The sequence below is a fragment of the Streptomyces griseus subsp. griseus genome, assembly GCF_000720255.1.
Classification (GTDB): domain Bacteria; phylum Actinomycetota; class Actinomycetes; order Streptomycetales; family Streptomycetaceae; genus Streptomyces; species Streptomyces griseus_I.
The window spans coordinates 335,201-355,383 of record NZ_JOJE01000013.1; the positions used below are offsets into that span (position 1 = coordinate 335,201).

The 20,183-nt window shown below is 69.7% G+C and carries 12 protein-coding genes and 3 pseudogenes; 8 read left to right on the forward strand and 7 right to left on the reverse strand.

Features of this window, described 5'->3' with window-relative positions:
- Window positions 1–304 precede the first annotated feature (304 nt).
- Window positions 305–2,989 (forward strand): glycosyl hydrolase family 65 domain-containing protein, encoded by a 2,685-nt coding sequence (locus IG99_RS44235; protein WP_158973207.1) that lies wholly within the window; start codon window positions 305–307, stop codon window positions 2,987–2,989.
- A gap of 1,138 nt (window positions 2,990–4,127) precedes the next feature.
- Window positions 4,128–6,263, forward strand: coding sequence for an SdrD B-like domain-containing protein (locus tag IG99_RS20180; RefSeq protein WP_051865621.1), 2,136 nt, complete (start codon window positions 4,128–4,130; stop codon window positions 6,261–6,263).
- 74 nt (window positions 6,264–6,337) lie between these two features.
- Here the strand turns inward: IG99_RS20180 and IG99_RS20185 are convergent, their stop codons facing one another.
- On the reverse strand, window positions 6,338–7,585 hold the full coding sequence (locus IG99_RS20185; protein ID WP_063768321.1) for a Dyp-type peroxidase: 1,248 nt from the start codon (window positions 7,583–7,585) through the stop codon (window positions 6,338–6,340).
- 53 nt (window positions 7,586–7,638) lie between these two features.
- Here IG99_RS20185 and IG99_RS20190 point away from each other — a divergent pair, with 53 nt between their 5' ends.
- The gene (locus tag IG99_RS20190) at window positions 7,639–9,021 is read left to right on the forward strand and encodes a right-handed parallel beta-helix repeat-containing protein (RefSeq protein WP_199815560.1); all 1,383 of its coding nucleotides are present in this window, start codon (window positions 7,639–7,641) and stop codon (window positions 9,019–9,021) included.
- Window positions 9,018–9,740 carry a hypothetical protein gene (locus tag IG99_RS20195; RefSeq protein WP_158973208.1) on the forward strand — a complete coding sequence of 241 codons (723 nt, stop codon included), beginning with the start codon at window positions 9,018–9,020 and terminating at the stop codon, window positions 9,738–9,740. Before IG99_RS20190 ends, IG99_RS20195 begins: the two co-directional genes overlap by 4 nt.
- Window positions 9,741–10,323: 583 nt before the next feature.
- On the opposite strand, the pseudogene IG99_RS20200 reads toward IG99_RS20195, so the two are convergent.
- Window positions 10,324–10,647, reverse strand: a pseudogene (locus tag IG99_RS20200) (PIN domain-containing protein); the annotation flags it as partial.
- Window positions 10,648–10,663: 16 nt separating this feature from the next.
- Window positions 10,664–11,875 (reverse strand): DUF418 domain-containing protein, encoded by a 1,212-nt coding sequence (locus tag IG99_RS20205; protein ID WP_037675878.1) that lies wholly within the window; start codon window positions 11,873–11,875, stop codon window positions 10,664–10,666.
- A gap of 165 nt (window positions 11,876–12,040) precedes the next feature.
- Here IG99_RS20205 and IG99_RS20210 point away from each other — a divergent pair, with 165 nt between their 5' ends.
- Together IG99_RS20210 and IG99_RS20215 are read left to right on the forward strand one after the other, a co-directional pair.
- Window positions 12,041–12,736, forward strand: coding sequence for a response regulator (locus tag IG99_RS20210; RefSeq protein ID WP_037675880.1), 696 nt, complete (start codon window positions 12,041–12,043; stop codon window positions 12,734–12,736).
- The gene (locus IG99_RS20215; RefSeq protein WP_037675882.1) at window positions 12,733–13,845 is read left to right on the forward strand and encodes a sensor histidine kinase; all 1,113 of its coding nucleotides are present in this window, start codon (window positions 12,733–12,735) and stop codon (window positions 13,843–13,845) included. Before IG99_RS20210 ends, IG99_RS20215 begins: the two co-directional genes overlap by 4 nt.
- A 325-nt stretch (window positions 13,846–14,170) precedes the next feature.
- On the opposite strand, the pseudogene IG99_RS20220 reads toward IG99_RS20215, so the two are convergent.
- Window positions 14,171–15,178, reverse strand: a pseudogene (locus IG99_RS20220) (ABC transporter transmembrane domain-containing protein); the annotation flags it as partial.
- 437 nt (window positions 15,179–15,615) lie between these two features.
- Here IG99_RS20220 and IG99_RS20225 point away from each other — a divergent pair.
- A complete protein-coding gene (locus IG99_RS20225) occupies window positions 15,616–16,776 on the forward strand; it encodes a DUF418 domain-containing protein (RefSeq protein WP_037675883.1) in 1,161 nt (386 codons plus the stop codon).
- Window positions 16,777–17,100: 324 nt separating this feature from the next.
- Here IG99_RS20225 and IG99_RS20230 read toward each other — a convergent pair whose 3' ends face one another.
- Window positions 17,101–18,453, reverse strand: coding sequence for a pyridoxal phosphate-dependent decarboxylase family protein (locus IG99_RS20230; RefSeq protein WP_234311897.1), 1,353 nt, complete (start codon window positions 18,451–18,453; stop codon window positions 17,101–17,103).
- A 131-nt stretch (window positions 18,454–18,584) separates the two neighbouring features.
- On the opposite strand from IG99_RS20230, the gene IG99_RS20235 reads away from it, so the two are divergent.
- Window positions 18,585–19,055 (forward strand): Lrp/AsnC family transcriptional regulator, encoded by a 471-nt coding sequence (locus IG99_RS20235; protein WP_234311898.1) that lies wholly within the window; start codon window positions 18,585–18,587, stop codon window positions 19,053–19,055.
- A 226-nt stretch (window positions 19,056–19,281) separates the two neighbouring features.
- Here IG99_RS20235 and IG99_RS52015 read toward each other — a convergent pair.
- Together IG99_RS52015 and IG99_RS20245 are read right to left on the reverse strand one after the other, a co-directional pair.
- Window positions 19,282–19,464: pseudogene (locus tag IG99_RS52015) on the reverse strand (glycoside hydrolase family 27 protein); the annotation flags it as partial.
- A gap of 21 nt (window positions 19,465–19,485) precedes the next feature.
- A partial coding sequence (locus IG99_RS20245; RefSeq protein WP_037675892.1) for an AbfB domain-containing protein occupies window positions 19,486–20,183 on the reverse strand: 698 nt, incomplete at its 5' end.

Sequence of the window (20,183 nt, forward strand, 5' to 3'; positions counted from 1 at the left end):
GAACCAGCCACGCATACCACCCCGAGGAGGTGGCGTTTCGATGAAGGAAAAGGAATACGGCGAGGCCGAAGGCGACATGGGAATGAGGCTCGGTACCTCGCGCCGCAGGTCGGCCTGGGCTCGTTTCACGGGCGCGGCGACATCCGTCGTGTCAGCGGTTTCCGTGGTGATCGGCCCGGATGCCCGTGCCAGAGCCGGCGCCCCGGTCCACTCGCGGACCGTACAGTCCACGATCCCGTCGGCGACCGTCCGGCCAGGTGCCCGCGCACGCACCCTCGGGAGGACAGCGTCGATCGGGCTGGCCTTGGCCGGCCTGCTCCTGGGCACGGCAGTCGTGCCCGCCTCGTCCACCCCCGAACCGGGTAAGACCGGCGGGAACGACGGCTGGGTGCTGAGCACGACCGACACCTCGAAGAACTACTCTCCGACGTTCGTCGGCAACGGCTACCTTGCCGCGCGGGTGCCTGCAGCGGGTCACGGATACAGCAGCACGCCCATCGTCACCCAGTCCCAGCTGGCCGGCTTCTACGGCGCGCCCTGGAGCGGGGCCGAGGAGCGAGCCAGCCTGCCGAGCTGGACCACGCTCGGCTTCGGCGGCAGTGGCAGCGGCGGTGTCTACGGGATCGGGAGCTGGTCCTGCGGATTCAACCAGCTGTGCCCGGCCGCGTACGGGAAGATCTCCGGCGGCGCGTTCGTCGAGAACTCCCATCCGGGCGGGATCGTGGGCGGCTATTTGGCCGGCCTGAACACCGGTGGGCCGACGGTCGGCGGCACCGGCGTCGTTCCGATTCGTGACGCGCCGGCCGGCAAGGCCACGCTGGCCATCCGGTACTCCAACGGCAGCGGCGACCCGCAGACGATCCACCTCGGCGTCAACGGCACGCTCCAGCAACTCACCGTGCCCAGCACGGGCAGTTGGGACGACTGGGCGGTGATGACCGTGCCGGTGACGCTGACGGCGGGTGACAACACACTCGAGATCACCGTCAAGGAGGGTGACACGGCGCGGGTGAACGTCGACTACCTCGCGGCGTATCCGGACGGCTCACAGTCACCTACGGAGATCGCCCCCCGGACGGTCGGCACCACCAGCAAGTACCGGCAGTCGCTGGACCTGCGCACCGGCGTGCTGAGCACGTCGTTCGACTGGACCTCGCCCGCGGGCGACACGACCAGCTTCGCCTACGAGGTCAACGCCAACCGCGCGGAGGGCCATCTGGGGACGGTGACCGTGCGCGCCGTACCGCACTGGAGCGGAACGGCCACCGTCGTGGACGAGTTCGACGGCCGGGGCCTGCACCGCGCCTCCACCACCGACCCGCAGGTGGACGGCAAGAACGCGGCCCTCTCGCAGACCGTCGTCACCGACGGAAAACTCGCCACCGCCGGGCTCAACTCGGTACTGCGCGTCAACGACAAGGCCGTGCCGACCAAGTCGATGGACGTACCCGACGGCAGCGCCGCACAGCGCGCCGTGTTCCCGGTCCGCGCCGGTCGGACGTACCGGATCACCAAGTACGTGGGCATCGCTTCCAGCGTCGACACCGACCGATCGCTCAAGGACGCGACCCCGCAGCAGGCCGCAGCGAGTACCGCGGCCCGCGCCGCCGAGACCGGCTACCAGCAGCTGCTCGCCCGCAACAACAAGGAATGGTCACGGCTGTGGCAGTCGAGCATCTCGATCCCCGGTGACAGCGCCATGACCGCGCAGATCCACGCGTCGATGTTCTACCTGCTCGCCAGCATGCGACCCGGTGTCACCTGGAGCACCAGCCCGGGCGGGCTGTCCTCGGACGGCTACAGCGGTCACGTGTTCTGGGACATGGAGACCTGGATGTACCCGGCGCTGCTCGCCCAGTACCCCGACATCGCCAACGGGGCAAACACCTACCGGCAGAAGCTGCTGTCCGCGGCCGAGGCGAACGCCGCCAAACTGTCCACTCCCAGCCAGCCGATCAAGGGCGCCAAGTTCGCCTGGGAGAGCGCGCTGACCGGCAAGGAGACCGCCCCCGACCCCTGGGGCACATACGAGATCCACATCAACTCCGACATCGCCCTTGCGCAGTGGCAGTACTACCAGGCGAGCGGCGACACGGCGTGGCTGCGGGACAAGGCCTGGCCGGTGCTGAAGGGCATCGCCGACTACTGGGCCACCCGCGCCGTACCCAACTCCTCCGGCGGCTACGACATCAACGACGTCATGGGGCCGGACGAGTACAACTACCCGGTCGACAACAGCGCGACCACCAACGCCGGCGCGCAAGCGTCACTGCGTATCGCGATCCGCGCCGCCCAACTCGTGGGCCGGACCGCCGACCCGGCGTGGAAGAAGGTCGCCGACGGCCTGAAGATCCCGGTGGACACCAAGAACAACATCCACCCCGAGTTCGACGGCTACGACGGGCGGACCGTCAAGCAGGCCGACGTCACCCTGCTGCAGTACCCCTGGGCTGTGCCGATGTCGCCGAGCCTGGCCCAGAACGACCTCGACTACTACAAGGAGCGCACCGACCCGGGCGGCCCGTCCATGACGGACGCGATCGCCGCCATCAACGGCGCGGCCCTCGGATCGCCCGGCTGCCAGGTCTACGACTACCTGCGCAACAGCGCGGACCCGTACCAGGCCGCACCGTTCAACCAGTGGTACGAGACCCGCAACGGCGGAGCGTTCAACTTCACCACCGGCCAAGGCGGCTACCTGCAGGAGTTCCTGTACGGGTTCACGGGGATGCGTTGGGGAACCAACGTGATCACCATCGACCCGTTCCTGCCGCCGCAGCTGCCGGGGGTGAACATCACCGGGGTGAAGTGGCACGGACGCACCTTCGACGTGACCGTCGGCCGGCAGACCACCAAGTTGACCCTGCGCTCCGGCAAGTCACTCCCGGTACGCGTCGGCAGCGGTGACGTGCGCGAGGTCAAGTCCGGCACACCGCTGAACGTGCCCACCAGGCATCCGGCGGGCGACGCGACGCAGTGCGACTCGTAAACATGGCGAGCGCGTATCCAACCGACGCGCAGTCGCCGTAACCGTCGGCCCGGTCTGTACGTCAGGGCAGACCGGGCCGGCCAGAACCGTCCCCCTCGGCCGGTAGCGTCCCCGCTCTCCGGCCGTGGGGGATGCTGAGGGCTCGGTGTCCGACCACGGCGTCCGCGCCGCGAGTGCCCGCCGGTCCTCAGCCCGCTGCAGACTCGGTGGCGACCTGACCGCGAGCGCGTCTCCGCACTGGGCCACCGCCCTGCCCGGCGGCCAGCCGCATCTGCGGTGGTTAGCGAACCGGTCACCACCGAGGACAGCGTCGTGCGACGAGCGACAGGTGATCGCCCGTCGGCGACCGGCTCGCCTGGTTCTCCCCACACGTGTTCGCCTCCGGCAGCCGCCTTCGCAGTCGATGGCGGCTGCCGCCTGAACGACGTCGAACGCGACGATGGCAGAGCTGCGTTCGACCTCCTCACTGCCGATGCGGTGGTCTGCCTGGTCTGTGGTCTGTGGTCGATGGTCGGTGGCCTTGCACATGACCTCGCTCGCGGTTCGGCAGAACTCCCTGCCGGCGAAGGGCCGACCGCTGAGGACCGCTCCCAGCGAGGCACGGGAAGCCAGGGCACGGCCTCGACCACCCACCGGTCCCATCCCTTTCATTTCCGCCACCCTCTCGTTCCTCACAGCCCGTTCAGCAAGGAGCTGCGTCCGTGCGCACCGCCAGAACACTGCAGACCCGGCGGGTCGGCCAGTTCCGGTTCGGCGGGCGCGCGAGGACCATGAGACACGGTCGTGAAGAGGCGCGTGATCTATAAGGCGTCGGGCAGTCGCCCCTGGCACCCTTCAGCTCAACACGGCAATGCGTCACCCACCCGGCCTATAGTCGCAATCTGTATGCGTCTTGTTACTCTGAGCTAGCGATGCGGCTGTGGTGGGGCGCGAGTGGTCGCGTTGTCCCGGGGCGTATGACCGGCCTGGAATCGGAGGCCTGACCTGCTCCTGTCCTGCCGAAGGCCACTGAAACCCGGTGCTCCGAGCGCAAGCCGCTTTGGGTCCCGCTCCATGGCAAGTGCGAGGCAGAGATGGGAACTACGTGATCAGACGAACAGCCTGGCGGGCGGTGTTGGCACTGAGTTGTGCCGGCCTCATGCTGGCCCCCGTTACCCCGGCCTCCGCCCAACCTGGCGATGGCAAGCTGACGGTCAATGTGTTCAGGGAGTTCGCCGCGAAGGGCACTCTCGATCCGCAGATCCAGACCGCCCTGGCCGGCGCGACCATTCGCGTGACGAGCGACCACGGCAGGGTGCCGCCACAGACCTACACGGTCGGTCCCAACGGAACCATCACCATCGACTTCACCAACTGGCCGGGCTCCAGGGGGAAGTACAAGGTCGAGCTGATCGACTGGCCGAACAAGTACGACCCGGCCACCGGCACCGGGTTCCTGCAACCGGCGTTCGCCGGCACGGGATTGTCCTCCCACCTCAACTACGTGAACCTGGAAGAGGGGCAGGACGCCACGCTCAACCTGGCCGTGTGGAATCCCGACGACTACTGCCAGGACAACCCGACCCTGGTCACGGCCTGCCAGCAGGCAGCGACGAAGCCGGGCCAGAAGACCCTGGTCACCTTCCCGTACAACTCCCGCGGTGACACCCAGGGCAGCACCACGAACCCGAAGCCGATCGCCACCGTCCAGGACACCGGCGCCGTGTACGGGCTGGCCTACCGCAAGAAGGACAAGCGGATCTTCTCCGGCGCCTACGCCAAGCGCCACACCGAGTACGGCCCCGGCGGCCAGGGCGCGATCTACGTGACCGACCGGACCACCGGCGCCACCAGTGTGTTCACGAGGGTGCCGAATGCGGGAACCACCGCCCACAACCAGGGCAACCGGGTGGACGCCCCGTTCGCCAACCGGCCCGGCAAGGAGTCCCTCGGCGACATCGAGATGTCCTCGGACGGCTCCGAGCTGTACGTCGTCAACATGAACGACGGCAACCTCTACACCTACGACGCGACGCAGGCCACCGCCGGCGCACCCAAGCGCGCGCCGATCCAGATCCCGGATTCCGCCTGTTCTCCTCCCGGTGACTGGCGGCCGATGGGGTTGGGTGTGCGCGACGGTGTGGTGTATGTGGGCGGCGTCTGTTCCGCCGAGAGCACGCAGGATGTCACCAAGCTGCGGGCGGTGGTGTGGACGTACAACCCGGCCACTGCCACGTTCGGCGCCGCACCCATCGTCGACGAACCACTGAACTTTCCCCGCGACCCGGCCAACGATCCCACGCCGGGCGACTGGAAGCCGTGGACGCGGGACAACCTGGCCCAGTTCCCCATGGGGAACGTGGCCTACCCGCAGCCGATGCTCAGCGACATCGAGATCGAGCGCGACGGCGGCCTGGTCCTGGGCTTCCGCGACCGGTTCGGCGACCAGTCCGGGCTGGTGATTCCCAACGCCAACCCCAGCGGACCCGTCGAGAGCACCGTCACCGGCGGCGACATCATCAAGGTCTGCCGCAAGTCCGACAGCACCTACCACTGGGAGGGCAGCACCGACTGTCCCCGTCCCCGCGGCGGCAACGAGTGGTTCACCGGCGACACCTATCACACCGGGACCGGCCATCGGGAGGCGGCGTGGGGGGCGCTCGCGCTGCCGCTGCAGCAGGACACGATCGCCAGCACCTTCCTGGACCCGTATCGAACCGTCAACTCCGGCGGGACCGGGTGGTTCGACCGCACGACGGGCCACCGTGACGCGACCCGGGACGGGTTCGGGGTCGTCTACGCCACGGACGGCGGCTTCGGCAAGGCCAATGGTCTGGGCGACCTGGAACTGCTGTGTGACGACCCGCCGGTGCAGATCGGCAACCGGGTCTGGCTGGATGACGGTGGCGGCAGCCAGAACGCCAGGTACGACGAAACCCTCGGCATCCCCGGCGTGACCGTCACCCTCAAGGACGCGTCCGGCAAGGTCATCGCGACGAAGAAGACCGACGTCAAGGGCGAGTACTACTTCGATCACCGCGACGGACTCCTGCCGAACACCGACTACACGGTCGAGTTCGACAAGACCACCGCCGACACCAGCAACCTGCCGGGCGGCATCACCATCGCCGACCTGATGTGGACGCGCACCACGGGCCGTGACCCGGCGACCAACTCGGACGCCGAGCCGGCCGGCGGCGACGAACAAGCCGCGACGGCCGTGGCGAAGGTGACGACCGGTCCGCCCGGCTCGGTCGACCACGACCTGGACGCCGGGATGTGGGCGGGCACCTGATAGCCACCCACGTCAGCCGGGAGCTCCGGGCCGCGCGAGTACCGGCGCGGCCCGGATCCTCCGGTTCTCCCCGGTCATGGGAACAGCGAGGCGCCGAGCGGACGCTCGGCCGAGAAGCCCGGCAGCACGAGAAAGGTGCCGGAGGCGGTGGCCGTGGCGAAGGCGGACAGGTCGTCGCCGTCGTCCAGCCGCTGCTGCGTTGCCACGAAGGTGCGCAGTTCACGCTGGAAGCAGATGAACAGCAGCCCGCGGTCCTCCGGCCCGTTGGCGTAGCTGTAGCCACGCCGCAGCATCAGCCCGCTGCCCGTGCCGTTCGGGCTGGCGCGGCGCGCGTGCGCCATGGCCGGCACCAGGTACCGGCCCTGCGCGGACTTCGCGCCCAGATCCATGGGCGCATCCGGGCCGCCGCCACTGAGCGGCGCACCGTCCTCGCGGCGCCGACCGATCACCCGTTCCTGGTGCGCGAGGTCCTGGGCGAGGAAGCGTGCCACGTCCAGCCGCAGGCGTCGCACAACCGCGACCGTGCCGCCCCGCACCCGGGCCGGGCCGGGCAGCCACACCTCTCGCTCCAACTCCGCAGGGGTGCGCGGCACCACGATCCCGTCCAGGAAGCCCAGCAGGTTGCGCATCAGCACCCGCTGCCCGGCACGTCCGGGCCGGGCGGAAGGCCGGAAACCGTGCTGGGCCCAGCTCGGTGCCGCCGAGTGCTTGACAAGCCAGGCTCTCAGGGCGCCGTCGGCCAGCGTCACCACCTGCGGGTCGGACCCGCAGACCTGGACCATCAGGTCCCCGCCCCGGGCCGAGTCCGGCATCTCCTCCCGGGTGAAACGGGGGAGTTCGCGGGCTCCGGGCAGGCCTTTGTCCACGGCGGTCACGACGCGTGGACCCACCCCGACGGTGACCGTCAGGTCCCCTGGCGGGAAGCCGCCGAGGGCGGCATCGCCGCCGTGCGTGGTGAGCGTGAGGACGCGGGTGCCGAGCTCGGCGAGCAGCCTCCCGTTCCGGCGCACGAAGTCACTGCCAGGCGCGTTCGGGTGTGCGGCTGCGGGCAGGTCGTACACCGACAGGGCCACGTGCTGTTGGGGCTGTACCGGACGGTCCACCCCGGCCTGGCGGCTGCCCCGAGCGGACACGGTCATCTCCGGCGCGGAAGACGCCGGGGAGGCGTCGTCCGGGGAAGCGGCTGGCCGTCCGCGCGCACCGACCACGAATCCGGTGATCCCGGCAGCCACCGTGGCCGCCGTGGCCCTCACCAGTGCCCTGCGCCGCGGCAGCCGCTGTTGCGTACCTGATTCACCCAGGCGAGTACTGTCAGTGGTCATTCGAGCACTTTAAGCTAAAGGTCGCTGTCCTTACGGATCGGAAGAAACCGCACATGATGCCGCTCATCGCCCGCCGGGCGCATGGCCGTTGGCGCGCCGCGACGTTGGGCGGCGCGCTGGCTGCCGCGCTCCTGTGCGGCGGCTGCTCGGGACCGTCCACAACCGACGACGGTCACGCTCCCGCCCACTCGGCCCGGCCCGCCACCATCCGCGTGCCTGCGCAGGCAGCCACGATCAGCGCCGCCCTCACGCGGGCCCGCCCTGGCGACCTGGTGCTCGTCTCACCGGGCGTGTACCACGAGAGCGTCCAGGTGCGCACCGACCGCGTGGTGCTCCGGGGCACCGACCGCAACCGCGTCGTCATCGACGGCCAGGGCCGACGCTCCAACGGCATCGTCGTCACCGCAGAAGGCGTCTCCGTGGAGAACCTCACTGTCCGCAACCACCTCCTCAACGGAGTCCTGGTCACCGGCATGAGCGACGCCGCCGGCGGACTCGCCCGCGGCAGCGACGGCTACCAGCACCTAGACCCGGCCCGCTTCCCTCCCCTCGACGGCTTCCGCGTCCGCTACGTCACAGCCCACGCCAACGGCCTCTACGGCATCTACGCCTTCAACGCCCGGCACGGGGTGCTCGAGCGCAACTACGCCTCCGGCAGCGCCGACTCAGGCCTCTACGTGGGCCAGTGCAAGCCCTGCCACATCCTCGTCCAGGACAACATCGCCGACCACAACGCCATCGGCTACGAAGGCACCAACGCCAGCGGACCCATCTGGGTACTGCGCAACCGCTTCACCCGCAACCGGGTCGGCATGACCGTCGACACCGACTACCAGGAAGCCTACGTACCGCAAACCGGCGGCGTGGTCGCCGGCAACCTGGTCTCCGACAACAACGCCCCCGACACCCCCGAGCAGGCCGACGGCGGATTCGGGATCGGCATCGGCATCGCCGGCGGCCAGCACAACACGCTTCTCCGCAACCGCGTCACCGGCAACTCACACGCCGGCATCGTGCTCACCTCGCACGAGGACGTACCTCCTCTCGGCAACAGGCTGGAGGACAACAGCCTGTCCGCCAACGCGGTCGACATCACCTACCAGGCCTCCGCCCGCGCCCCCGGCCAGGGAAACTGCCTGCACGGCAACACCCTCCACCGGACCCTCCCGGAAGACCTCACCCGCACCGCGCCCTGCCCCGCTGGAAACAGCCGGACCTCCGCAACGGCGTCTTCCACTCGCACCGCACCGCCGCCAGCCGGAATCGCCTTCCTGGACGTGGCCCCGCCCCCCGCCCAGCCACAACTCCCGCGCGCCCGCAGCGCACCCCCTGACCCCGCCCTTCACCTGCCCGGCGATGTCCACACCGACCACGTACCACTCCCCGCCCCGGATCTGCTCGCCACACGCCCCCGCCACGACGCGACCGCCCGATGAGACTTCCACGCCGACACGCTCCGCACGCCGTTTCCGCCTGGGGTATCGCGCTCACCCTGATGGTCTTCCTCGGCGGCACAGCCTGCACCAAGGACAAGCCCCCCGCCCCCGTCTCCGCGACGACCACCCCCGCCCTGACCATCCCTCAGGCCGAACTGCTCGCCCTGACCCGGTTCACCAACTACCGGCGCGGCTCCACCCAGGTCACAGCCGACATCCCGGTCCAGGGACACTCCGCCCAGCTCACCGGCCGCCTCGACTGGCGCCACGGGACCGGGCTCGCCGTCCTTCAAGGCAAGGGTGGCGTACTGGAACACGGACGCCACCTGCTGCGCTGGGACCGCAGCACCGTCTCGGTCCAGTACGACTGGACCGGCCCCCTCCCCACGCATCCACCCCGCGACGGCTGGACCGAGCGCGCGCTCACCGCCCACGCGTCCCCCATGGACACCAGCCTGCTCCTGCTGCTCAACCTGGCCGCAGACCGGCCCGACAACGCCCAACTGCTGCTCCACAGCGGTGCACGCCGTCTCAGCCAGGAGAAAGTGGCAGGCGTCCCCGTCACGGTCTTCGCGGGCCCGTCCGTCACCGCCCCTGGTGCAGTGCGCTCCACACCTGGACGCACCCTCTACTGGATCGACGGGAACGGAGGACTGCGCCGCTTCTCCGCCCGACCGGGCGGCGCCGGCGGCTGGTTGGTGGCGACGTTCACTGCATGACCTCTTGCCGCCCTCCCTCCGCAGGCCCGCGTCAGGGCCTGTTGGGGACGGTTTGGGGACACAAGGACAGGAACAGACTGACAAAGACGGGAGAGTGCCGACCCCGCTCCACCCAGTTGACCTGCAAGAACGTCATGGATCGGCCTACAAACGCAAGGACCGCCAAGATCCCCAAGGGACTCATAATCCGTCGGCCGTGGGTTCGAGTCCCACCCGCCCCACCAGTGCATGTCTCTGACCTGCGCAATCGTCCCTTCCGGGGCGCCAAAACCCCCACTCGGGCTCGACGGATCGAATCCGCTGCTCATGAGTTCAGGGTTCCTGCGCCGGTGAGGTTCGGCACTGCGCTGACCAGCGTGAATGTGTCGGACCATGGTGTGGTCGAGTCGCACCAACGGCCTCCGCGAGGGAGCCGGAGGCGAACTTGAGGACGCTGTGGGGACGCAGGCATTGCGAAGGGTGGCCGGTCGGAGTGAGGCCCCCTGCTGGACCCTGGGCATGCCCGCGGCGCTCACCCCAACGTCTCGAGAGCGGTGGTTGCTGGTCGTGATGGTCGGAGCGAACGCACGGCTCACGTCTGCCTCTACCGGTCGTGGAGCACCTTCGGGTGAGTTACGGGGACGACAGTGAGGAGGTCGTCCAGGCCCTTGAAGTCGTCAGGGTTGGTGGTGAACAGAGGGAGATCTTCGGCGATGGCGATCGAGGCGATCATCAGGTCGGCGATGCGGCGGCGGGGTTGGCGGCCGGTGCTGATGACGGCGGCGCAGACGCGGCCGTAGTCGCGGGCGGCGTCGGAGTCGAAGGGGATGGGGTCGAACTCGTTCTCCGCGCGCTGGAGGATGTCGGTGCGTCGAGCGCGTTCGGCGTGTTCGTCGTGGTCGTCCTGTTCGGCGTTGCTGCGCACCTGCCCACCCAGATGCGTCTTATCGGATGCGGTGGGCCAGTTCGGTCGCCCTGCCCATCAGCCATTCGAGCGGCCCTCGCTGGAAGAAGCGGGACCAGAGGGTGGCGAGGACGGTGACGGATGCGATGAAGCCGAGCAGGATGTGCAGCGGCCGGACGGCCGATGTCTCGGTGTCCAGGAGCCAGATGGCGACGATGTGGTAGACGTACGCCGTCAGTGACATCGAGCCGACCGCGATGACGGGCTTGGCCAGGCGGCGCAGCCTGGGGAAGGCGTCCATGGCGGCCAGGCACGCGGTGATCACCAGGATTGCCACACCCGTGGCGGCCATGATGGACAGGGTCGCCTCGCTGTGCGGGGCTGAGGCCAGCATCCCGGCGGGGGTGTCGCCGAAGATGCCGATGCTGTCGGGTGATACGGACGACACGGATGACATGCCCGGCCCCTGTTCGGCTTTCCGGACGGCTTCGGCGGCACCGGGTACGAGACGCACCGCCAGCCAGGAGCCGCCGTACCCGGTGACGGCGAGACCGACGCCGGTGAGGGCGAGGCGTACACGGGCGGTCGTGGCAGTCAGGTCGCAGCGGGCGACAGCCATACCGGCGATCACGAACGGAACCCAGGTCAGGGCTGGATAACCGCCGGTGAAGAACAGTGAGACGGGGCCGTCGGCCTGGCCGTAGGAGAGGAAGACGCGGCCGCCGACCACCGGCTTCAGCGCGTACAGCAGCTGCGGGCCCACCAAGGCCCACCCCGCGGCGATCAGGGCCAGCGGCTTGGCGCCCAGCCGGTACAGCGGCAGCACGAGCAGGAAGAACAGTCCGTAGAAGGCGAGGATCGGCACGACCGGGGTTCCGGTCAGGGTCAGGGCGGTGCCGAGCGCCAGCAGGATCACGGCCCGGATGATCACCTTGGCGACAGCCTGACGGCCGGCCAGGCCGGTCTTCGGCGCGCGGCGCCCGGTGATGAGGGCGACCGCGAAGCCGGCCAGGACGGCGAACAGGGCGGATGAGCGGCCTTGCGCCAGCTCCATCAGGAAGCCGACGACACCGCCCTGGCTCGGGGCGGGGCCCACGTGGACCGCGTACATGCCGAAAACGGCCAGGCCGCGGGCCAGGTCCAGCCCGATCAGCCGGCCCACGCCGGGCGCGCCGGTCGAGGGCTCACCGCGCTCGCGTTCGGGGCACGGGGCATCGGCCGTAAGCGGCGGGGAGTCCGGGTGATGGGTCATGACCCTGAGAGTGGAGACCCGGGCCGATCACGGGCTATCCGGCAGGCGGCTGTGGTGTCCCTGCCGAGTGGTGGGTGCTACCCCGCCGTGTGGCTGGAGCTGCCGCTCGCCGGGCCGCAAGAGCTCTACGTGGCTTTAGGGTCGAGTCGGCATGGGCCGGACGGCATGAACGAAGGTGAGGCGGAGCGCGTGATCCGGGTAGTGGTGGTGGACGACGAGGCACTGGTCCGCTCGGGCTTCGAACTCATTCTGGGCGCGTCCGAGGACATCGAGGTCGTCGCGACCGCAAGCGGCGGCGACGCGGTGGAGACCGTCCGGCGGGAGCGGCCGGACGTGGTGCTGCTGGACATCCGGATGCCGGACGTCGACGGGCTGACCGTCCTGCGCGAGCTGCGGACGATGCCGGATGCTCCGGTGGTGGCGATGCTGACGACGTTCGACGCCGACGAGTACATCCTGACCGCGCTGCACTGCGGCGCGGCTGGTTTCCTGCTCAAGGACACCGAGCCGGAGCAGCTTGCCCACCTGGTGCGGACCCTGGTCGCGGGCGGTGTGGTGTTGTCGCCCAAGGCGTCGCGGACGCTGCTGCACAGTCACCCCGGCACCGGGGCGGCCGTCGACGAGGAGGCTGCGCGGGTGCGGCTGCTCACCCCGCGGGAGCGCGGCGTCCTCGTCCTGGTGGCGGAGGGGCTGTCGAACGCCGACATCGGGGCGCGCGTCCACCTGGGGGCGGGCACGGTCAAGGACCACGTCAGCGCGATCCTGGCGAAGCTGCGGGTGACGAGCCGGGTGCAGGCCGCACTGCTGGCGCAGCGGGCCGGGCTGCTCGACGAGCGCCCACGGTCGGAGGCCGGCCGATGAGCCGTGCACGTGCCATGTGGCAGCGGGTTCCCGCGCCGGTCATCGACGTCGTCCTGGTGGCGGTGGCGGCCGTGGACGTACGAGTGGTGAGCATGTGGGAGCACACGCGTCTCGAGGTGGCGCTGGCCGCGGTCGGCTGCGTCGCGTTGGCGTTCCGGCGTAGGTTCCCGCTCGCGGTGTTCCTGCTCACCCTGCCCGTCGCGCTGATGCAGGATGTCGCCGTCGCTGTGCTCGTGGCGCTGTTCAGCCTGGCCGAACGCTCACGCAACCGCCGTCTCCTCGCGGTGTGCGTCGTCTTGGCCGCCGTCGCGAGCAGTACTCCGTGGCCCCTGGCCGCGGCGGACCGGACCATGACGCTGGTCTTCTTCGTGTACGGCCTGGCAACCAGTGTCGCCCCGGTCCTGTTCGGCCAGCTTCTCCAGGCGCAACGGGACCTGGCGCGGCGGTTGGCCGAGATCGAGGAGGCCAGGGAGCACGAGCGCACTCTGCACGCCCAGGCCGTGCTCGCCCGTGAACGCGCCCAACTGGCCCGTGAGATGCACGACGTGGTCTCCCACCAGGTCAGCCTGATCGCCGTACGGGCCGGGGCGTTGCAGGTCGCCGCCAAGGACGTGGATGCCAAGGAGGCCGCCCGCACGATCCGTTCGCTGAGCGTCACGACCCTCGACGAGCTGCGCACCATGGTGACCCTGCTGCGTGCCTCCGGCGGCCACGCCACCGAGCTGACCCCGCAGCCCACCCTGGCCGACCTGCGCAAACTGGTGGAATCCAGCGGCACTCACACGGAGCTGACGGGTGAGTTGCCGCCCACCGTGGGCACACCCGCCCAGCGCGCCCTCTACCGCACGGTCCAGGAGGCGCTGACCAACGTCCGCAAGCACGCCCCCGGCGCCAACGCCCGCGTCGAGCTGTGGAAGGACGGCGACGGTATCGGAGTGACCGTCACCAACACCCCTCCCACGCGCCCCTCCCTCTCCTTGCCCGGTTCGCAGCAGGGCTTGGTCGGTCTGCGCGAACGGGCCGAGATCCTGCACGGCACCCTGGAGGCGGGCCCGACCGCACAGGGCGGCTACCGGGTGCGCCTGAGGGTTCCCCTCAGCACGGACTGACATGCTGTTCCGTCGGCTTGCGGCTCACGAGGTTCACGCGTGAGCCTCGGCCGGCAGCGGGCGCCGACGCCCCTGGACCGTGCTCCGCCGGCTTGCCTCTTGTCCAGCTCCTCCCGTCCTGACTGTGTCCGGTGCCGCGTCAGAGCCCGGTGAGGATCCGGGCACCAGGCTGACAGCCCTGATCGCCGCCTCACCCACGGACGGACGACGCGGAGCTTGACGTGACAGGTCGCTGCCTCACTTCAGCAGGGTGCTGACCAAGGCGACGGCCACTCCCAGGAGCGCGTCGCCGCAGCCGATCCTGACGGCTCGTCCCCAGGTGCGGCCTGCGGCCCGGGAGGCGCGTCGAGAGGCGTTCCACGGCCGCGATGCGGGAGATCGCGGCCGCCCCCTCCTGATAGGAGGTCACGGCGTCGACCAGCTTGGACACCGGCTCGATCAGATAGAAGAGGTACAGCAGGAAGGCGATGAGGGTGGACACGGGGATCTCCCCGGACGCCACCCGCGCCCCGCCGACGGCGAGCACCGCGAGGAAGGCCAGCTGTACGGCGAGTTCGTCGGCCGAGCCGGCCACGGCCTCCCACTTCGCGCTCCTGACACCGTGCCGCCACGCCCGCCGCGCCGCCGCCTCCACCCTGGCGGTCTCCCGCGCCTCGGCCCCGGACGCCTTCACCGTGCGAAACGCCCCGAGGGACCGCTCCAATCCGACGGAGATCTCCCCGACCGCCTCCTGCGACCGCTCGGTGGCCCGCGCGATCCTGGGCATCACCATGGCCACGACCCCACCGACCAACACGACCACGCCGAGCGTCACACCCAGCAGCACGACATCCAGGTACGCCATCATCACGACCGCCGCCACGAAGGCCACCGCGCCGGTGGCCGCGGAGACGACCGCCTGGGTGCTGACCGCCCGCAGCAGCGTGGTGTCCGAGGTGACCCGGGACATCAGATCACCCGGCGGGATCCCCTCCCACTCCGAAAGCCGCAGTCGCAGCAACCTTCCGACCAGGGTGCGCCGTGCGGCCAGGACCACCGACTCCGCCGTACGCTCCAGCACGTACGCGCCGAACGCCTCGACCGCCGTGCCCAGCACCACCAGCACGGTGAGCGCGATCAGGATCCCGGCGATGGTCTCACCGGAGGCGAGCCGGTCCACCAGCGCCTTCGTGGCCAGTGGCTGCAGCAGCCCCCCGGCGGCCCCGACCAGGGCGCACAACAGACCGAGGGCGACCGCCCACCGGTGCGGCCGCACATACGCGCCCAGTGCCTTGACCGTCTCCCGGGCGGACAGGGACGTCTCATCCGTCGTCGGAGCGGATGCGGTGTTCACGAAGTTCCTTTCATCTGCGGTGTCGCGGCGTCACAACCCGGTACGTGGGCCGAAGTGCCGGGGCAGTCCTCGCGCTCCTCGTGTCCGCGAGGTCTGTCATGCCTCCAGCCTTCAAGCCCGGCCGCAACCCGCCCATCCGGCAACCGTCGGGTCCACCCCCGCCAAGTGGCTGAACGACACCGCCCGTCCGGTCGCACCGGGCCGACCGGTCAGGACGAGACTCCGCCGGTCGGCAGGGCGGTACCCGCCGATCGGCGGGGGAGAGCACGAAGACTGCCGGATGGTCCGCCCCCGGACGCCCACGCGAGGTTCTCCGTATGACACAGACACAGCCGCCGCAGGAGACGTCAGCTCCGCAGGAGACGTCAGCTCCGCAGGAGAACTCGCCTCCGCCGACCCAGACCTCCCCCGAGTCCCCGGCCTCGCCCGGTCCCTCGGTGGGGCGCCTCGTCGGGGTGGACCTGGCCCGCGCGCTGGCGGTGTTCGGCATGTACGTCGTGCACATCGGCCCCCCGCTGTCCGCCACGACTGGCGTCGCCAGCTGGATCCGATACATGTCGGACGGCCACTCGTCGGTCCTGTTCGCCACCCTCGCCGGGTTCTCACTGATGCTGCTCGCCGGCCGCCGCGAGCCCAAGACCGGCCTGGCGGGCCGGCAGGCGAGGGCCCGCATCGCGATCCGCGCCGTGATCCTGCTGGCGCTGGGCACCGTGATGGCGATGGAGTACGGGGGCGTGATCATCCTTGGCTTCTACGGCGTCTACTTCCTCCTCGCCCTGCCCCTGGTGCGACTGAGCGCCAGGACCCTCGCGATCATCGCGGCCGCGTTCGCCCTCGTCACACCGCAGCTGGCGTTCGTCCTTACCTCGCTGCTGACCCCGTCGGTCCAGCAGAGCATCAACACCTACGACCCGCTCCGCCACCTCAGCGAGGTCGGCGTCCTCGATCTGCTGCTCACCGGCTTCTACCCGGCGCTCACGTGGATGTCGTTCGTGATTGCGGGCATGGCGCTGGGCCGCCTCGACCTGTCCTCCGCCACTGTCCAGAAGCGCCTGGCCGCCTTCGGTGCCGTCCTCACGGCGGCCGCGTACGGCATGTCCTTGCTGCTGGCAGGCAAGGGCGCGTTGAGGAGCATGGCGGAAGACGGGTCGTCGTCCGGCGGCTCCGGTTCGATGCCCCCCAGCAGCGGGTCGGTACCCCTCGACGGCGGGTCGTTCCCCGACATGCCGGCGTCGTCGCTCCTGACGGCCGGGCCGCACAGCGGCACCACGTTCGACATCATCGGCAGCGTCGGCATCGCGATACTCGTGGTCGTGGGCGCGACGGTGGCGATGGACCGCCTGCCGCGACTGCGCCGCCTGGCCACACCGGTCATCGCCGTGGGCACCATGTCCCTGACCGCCTACGTCGGCCATTTCCTCGCACAGTCCGCGTTCTCCACGCCCGCCGGAACCGGCACCCAGCAGTCCTGGCTGCCCCTGATCATGTACGTCCTCGGAGCCATCCTGTTCGCCGCGATCTGGTCCCGCTTCTTCCGCCGCGGCCCCCTGGAGTACCTGCTCAACGCCGCCACCAGGCCGGCGAAGCGCATCCGATGAGACCCGGCCGGGGTGGGAACCGCCACACTCCACCCCGGCCCGGCCGCTCATGGATCCAGCATCTGCCGCTGCTGCCCCAACGCCCATCCAGCCAGGCGGTGCTGGGGCAGCCTCCGAACAACTCGCACAACCATGCCGACGGGAGAGTGAGTCGAGGGACGCTGGTGGCGTTTCTCGATGCGGGTTTCATGATCGGCAGGACAGATTCGGGACGCCCGACTCCGCCGGGTGCCTTGCGCCCCTGGGGGGGCACATCGCCGCCGCACTTAGTCGACCGGGGCGGACGCCCTCTCGCGCCGGCAGCCTGACCAACCCGGTCACGCACTAGGGGAGCGTGTCGATGACGTCGCTGGCACGGGTGTCCGGATTGACGAAGGCCATGCGCAGAACCGTCGCGCCGTTCCACTGGGTCGGTACGCACAGCATGGCGCCCGTTTCGGCGGCACGGGCAGACCATGACGCGTAGTCCTGCGGGCCCCAGCCAGGGCGTTCGAAGAGGACGACGGACAGCTCGGGCTCGATGGTCAGGCGTAGACAGTCACTGGCGCGTATGGCGTCGGCGACCAGTCGGCTGGTGGTCAGTGTCTGTTCCACGGCACGCGAGTACCGCTCGGTTCCGTGGACAGCCAGGCTGAACCAGAGCGGCAGACCGCGGGCGCGGCGGCTGAGGTGGAGGGCCAGGTCCGCCGGATTGTGGAGGTCGCGGTCGAGGGCGTCGAGATAGTGCGCCGACTGACTGTGCGCGGCGCGTGCCGCCGCGGGATCCCGGTAGAGCAGTGCGCAGCAGTCGTAGGGGGCGAAGAGCCATTTGTGAGGATCGACGATGAAGCTGTCGGCGCGTTCGATGCCGGAGTAGAGGTGCCGCACACTGGGTGCCGCCAGGCCCGCTCCGCCGTACGCACCGTCGACGTGCAGCCACACCTGGTGGCGTTCGCACGCTTCGGCGATGCCATCGAGGTCGTCGATCAGACCGGCATTGGTGGTCCCGGCGGTCGCCACCACGGCGAACACGCCGGTCATGGACTCCAGGACCGCGTCGACGGCACCCCCGGTGAGGTGTCCCCGCTGGTCCACGGGTGCGGTAACGACTTCCACGTCCATCGCTTGTGCCGCGGACCTGATCGAGGAGTGGGCGCTGTCGGCACAGACGATCTTCCAGCCGTCCGTCGGCCGGGTCCGGGACGCGGCGGCAGCGGCGCGGGCCGTGATGAGAGCCGAGAGGTTGCCCATGGTGCCGCCGCTGACGAAGCATCCTGCTGCGGTACTGGGCCATCCGAGCAGCAGGGTGAGCCAGGCCAACGCCTCGTTCTCGGCGTGAATTGCGCCGGCTCCCGCCTCCCAGGTGCCCGCGAAGATGTTCGCCGCGCCGGTGACCGCATCGAAGGCGAGTGCGGCACGGGTGGGAGCCGCGGGGATGTACGCGAGGTTCGTCGCCCCGTTCTGGGCGCGGGTGGCAGGTGCCAGGACTCGGTCGAACACTTTGAGGGCCGCGGCGCCGCCGATTCCCCAGGGGGTGATGGCTGTGCCGGCCGCGAGTGCGAGGTCGGCGGCGGGGCGGGCGCCGGTCACCTGATCTGGAGCCCGCATGATGCGCCGCCTCGCGTAGTCGATGGCGGCCGCCACGATCTCGTCCTCATCGCCCCATACCCGGCGGTCGACGCGAGGCGCCCCGCTCACTGACGTGTTATCGCATTGCGCTTTTTGCATGGCGAGAACCTAGGGAGGTGCATAGGAATGCGCAATATGCATCAAGATGTGTGAGCAGAATGCTCAATATGGCACGTCCGGGCTGTGCCATACTGAGCATCATGCGAAACGTCGACGGCCTCGACGCCCGGATCCTCCTGGCGCTCGACTCGGACCCACGGGCCACGACCGTCGCCCTGGCCGACCGACTCGGTCTGGCCCGCAACACCGTCCAGGCACGTCTGAAGCGACTTGAGGAAAGCGGTCAGCTGAGGGAGCACAGTCGGCGCGTGGCACCCGCGGGTCTCGGCTATCCGCTGCTGGCCCTCATCACGATGTCGATCAGCCAGCGCGTGGGGCAGCCCACCCGTGACGCGATCCTGCGCATTCCCGAGGTGGTCGAGTTGCTCGTCACCACCGGCGACGGCGACCTGCTCGCCCGCGTTGTCGCCCGGGACACCGAAGACCTGCACCGCATCACGAACCTGTTGCTGGAAGCCCCTGGGGTTGTCCGGTCCAACACCACCATCGTCCTTCTCGAGTTGCAGCCCTTCAGCGTCCGGTCCCTGCTGGAGCGACACGCCGGCCCCTGACGCGGAGCGGGTGGCTCGAGCTGCGGAACGGTCGACTTCTCTCCCGGTGGCCCCACTCCGGACAACGGCGGGCAAGATCAGCTTGGCCGTTGTTGTCGGCGTCGAGGCACTTGTTGCCGTATACCACCAGTTCGCTGAGCGCGGTCTGCTGGAAGATCTGGTTGCGCCCGCCGGCGCAGTCCAGGTCCCAGATTTCGGCCTGGGTGGGGTTGACGTTGGTGTTCTTCTCGCGGTGGGTGCCGGCCTTCAGGCCCTTGCTGTGGATGTGGTCGGCGATCGTCTTCATGCCGCCCGGCCACGGGTTCTCGTCCACGACGATGTTGCCGTTCGTCTCCCGGTCGCCCTGCCACCAGCCGTCGTCGAGGTTGACGTACTTGTAGCCGGTGGCGGGCATGGCGGAGGAGACCAGGTGGAGTCATGCCCTATTGGGTCAGTTCGTCACACGGAAGGTGGCGTCGCTGCGGGCTGTCGCGGTCGTGATCGGGTCGAGCTTGAGGTAGTAGGCGTAGTGGCGGATGTACCGATCGGGGTGGTTGTAGGACTGGAACGACGACCAGGTCGGGTCGGCGAGTCCGGCGACCTGGCGGAAGGTGGCGTCGGCGGCGAACTGGGCGGTGCCGTCGTTGTGGGCCAGCTGGAAGTCGTAGTTGGAGTGGCGCAGGAAGTAGCCGGGGTAGTTCACCGACTCGAAGGAGACGGTGCCGGAGCCCGCCAGGCCGGGCCTCAGCCGGAACTTGGCGTCGTCACCGGTGATGTTCTGGTCGATGCGCACGTCGAAGTTGGTGTGCCGTACGTACCGGTCCTGGAAGTTGAACGACTGGAGCCGGTTGGCCGGAGTGCTGGGCCAGCGGGCGAGGACGCGGCTCTCCTCGGCGGCCGTCAGGTTCATGATCCAGCCGTGGCGCTTCTTCGTGCCGCCCATGTTGTAGCTGGTGGATGCCGGCCTCTGGTAGCTCGCGGGATCGGACGGGTCGGTCGTGACGACCGGCATGTAGCCGCCCCTGGTGGCGTACTGGTCGAGGTAGAGGGCCCACTTGTTGGTGCCGTTGAACTTCATCCACATCGGGCCCTCGACCATCGCACCGGTCAGGCCGATGCCGGAGAGGTCACCGAGTCGGGTCCAGGTTC

Excerpts from the sequence above, each read along its gene's own strand:
- IG99_RS20180 (WP_051865621.1), top strand. The coding sequence starts at position 4,128 with ATGCTGGCCCCCGTTACCCCGGCCTCCGCCCAACCTGGCGATGGCAAG.
- IG99_RS20185 (WP_063768321.1), bottom strand. The coding sequence starts at position 7,585 with ATGACCACTGACAGTACTCGCCTGGGTGAATCAGGTACGCAACAGCGG.
- IG99_RS20190 (WP_199815560.1), top strand. The coding sequence starts at position 7,639 with ATGATGCCGCTCATCGCCCGCCGGGCGCATGGCCGTTGGCGCGCCGCG.
- IG99_RS20195 (WP_158973208.1), top strand. The coding sequence starts at position 9,018 with ATGAGACTTCCACGCCGACACGCTCCGCACGCCGTTTCCGCCTGGGGT.
- IG99_RS20205 (WP_037675878.1), bottom strand. The coding sequence starts at position 11,875 with ATGACCCATCACCCGGACTCCCCGCCGCTTACGGCCGATGCCCCGTGC.
- IG99_RS20210 (WP_037675880.1), top strand. The coding sequence starts at position 12,041 with ATGAACGAAGGTGAGGCGGAGCGCGTGATCCGGGTAGTGGTGGTGGAC.
- IG99_RS20215 (WP_037675882.1), top strand. The coding sequence starts at position 12,733 with ATGAGCCGTGCACGTGCCATGTGGCAGCGGGTTCCCGCGCCGGTCATC.
- IG99_RS20235 (WP_234311898.1), top strand. The coding sequence starts at position 18,585 with ATGCGAAACGTCGACGGCCTCGACGCCCGGATCCTCCTGGCGCTCGAC.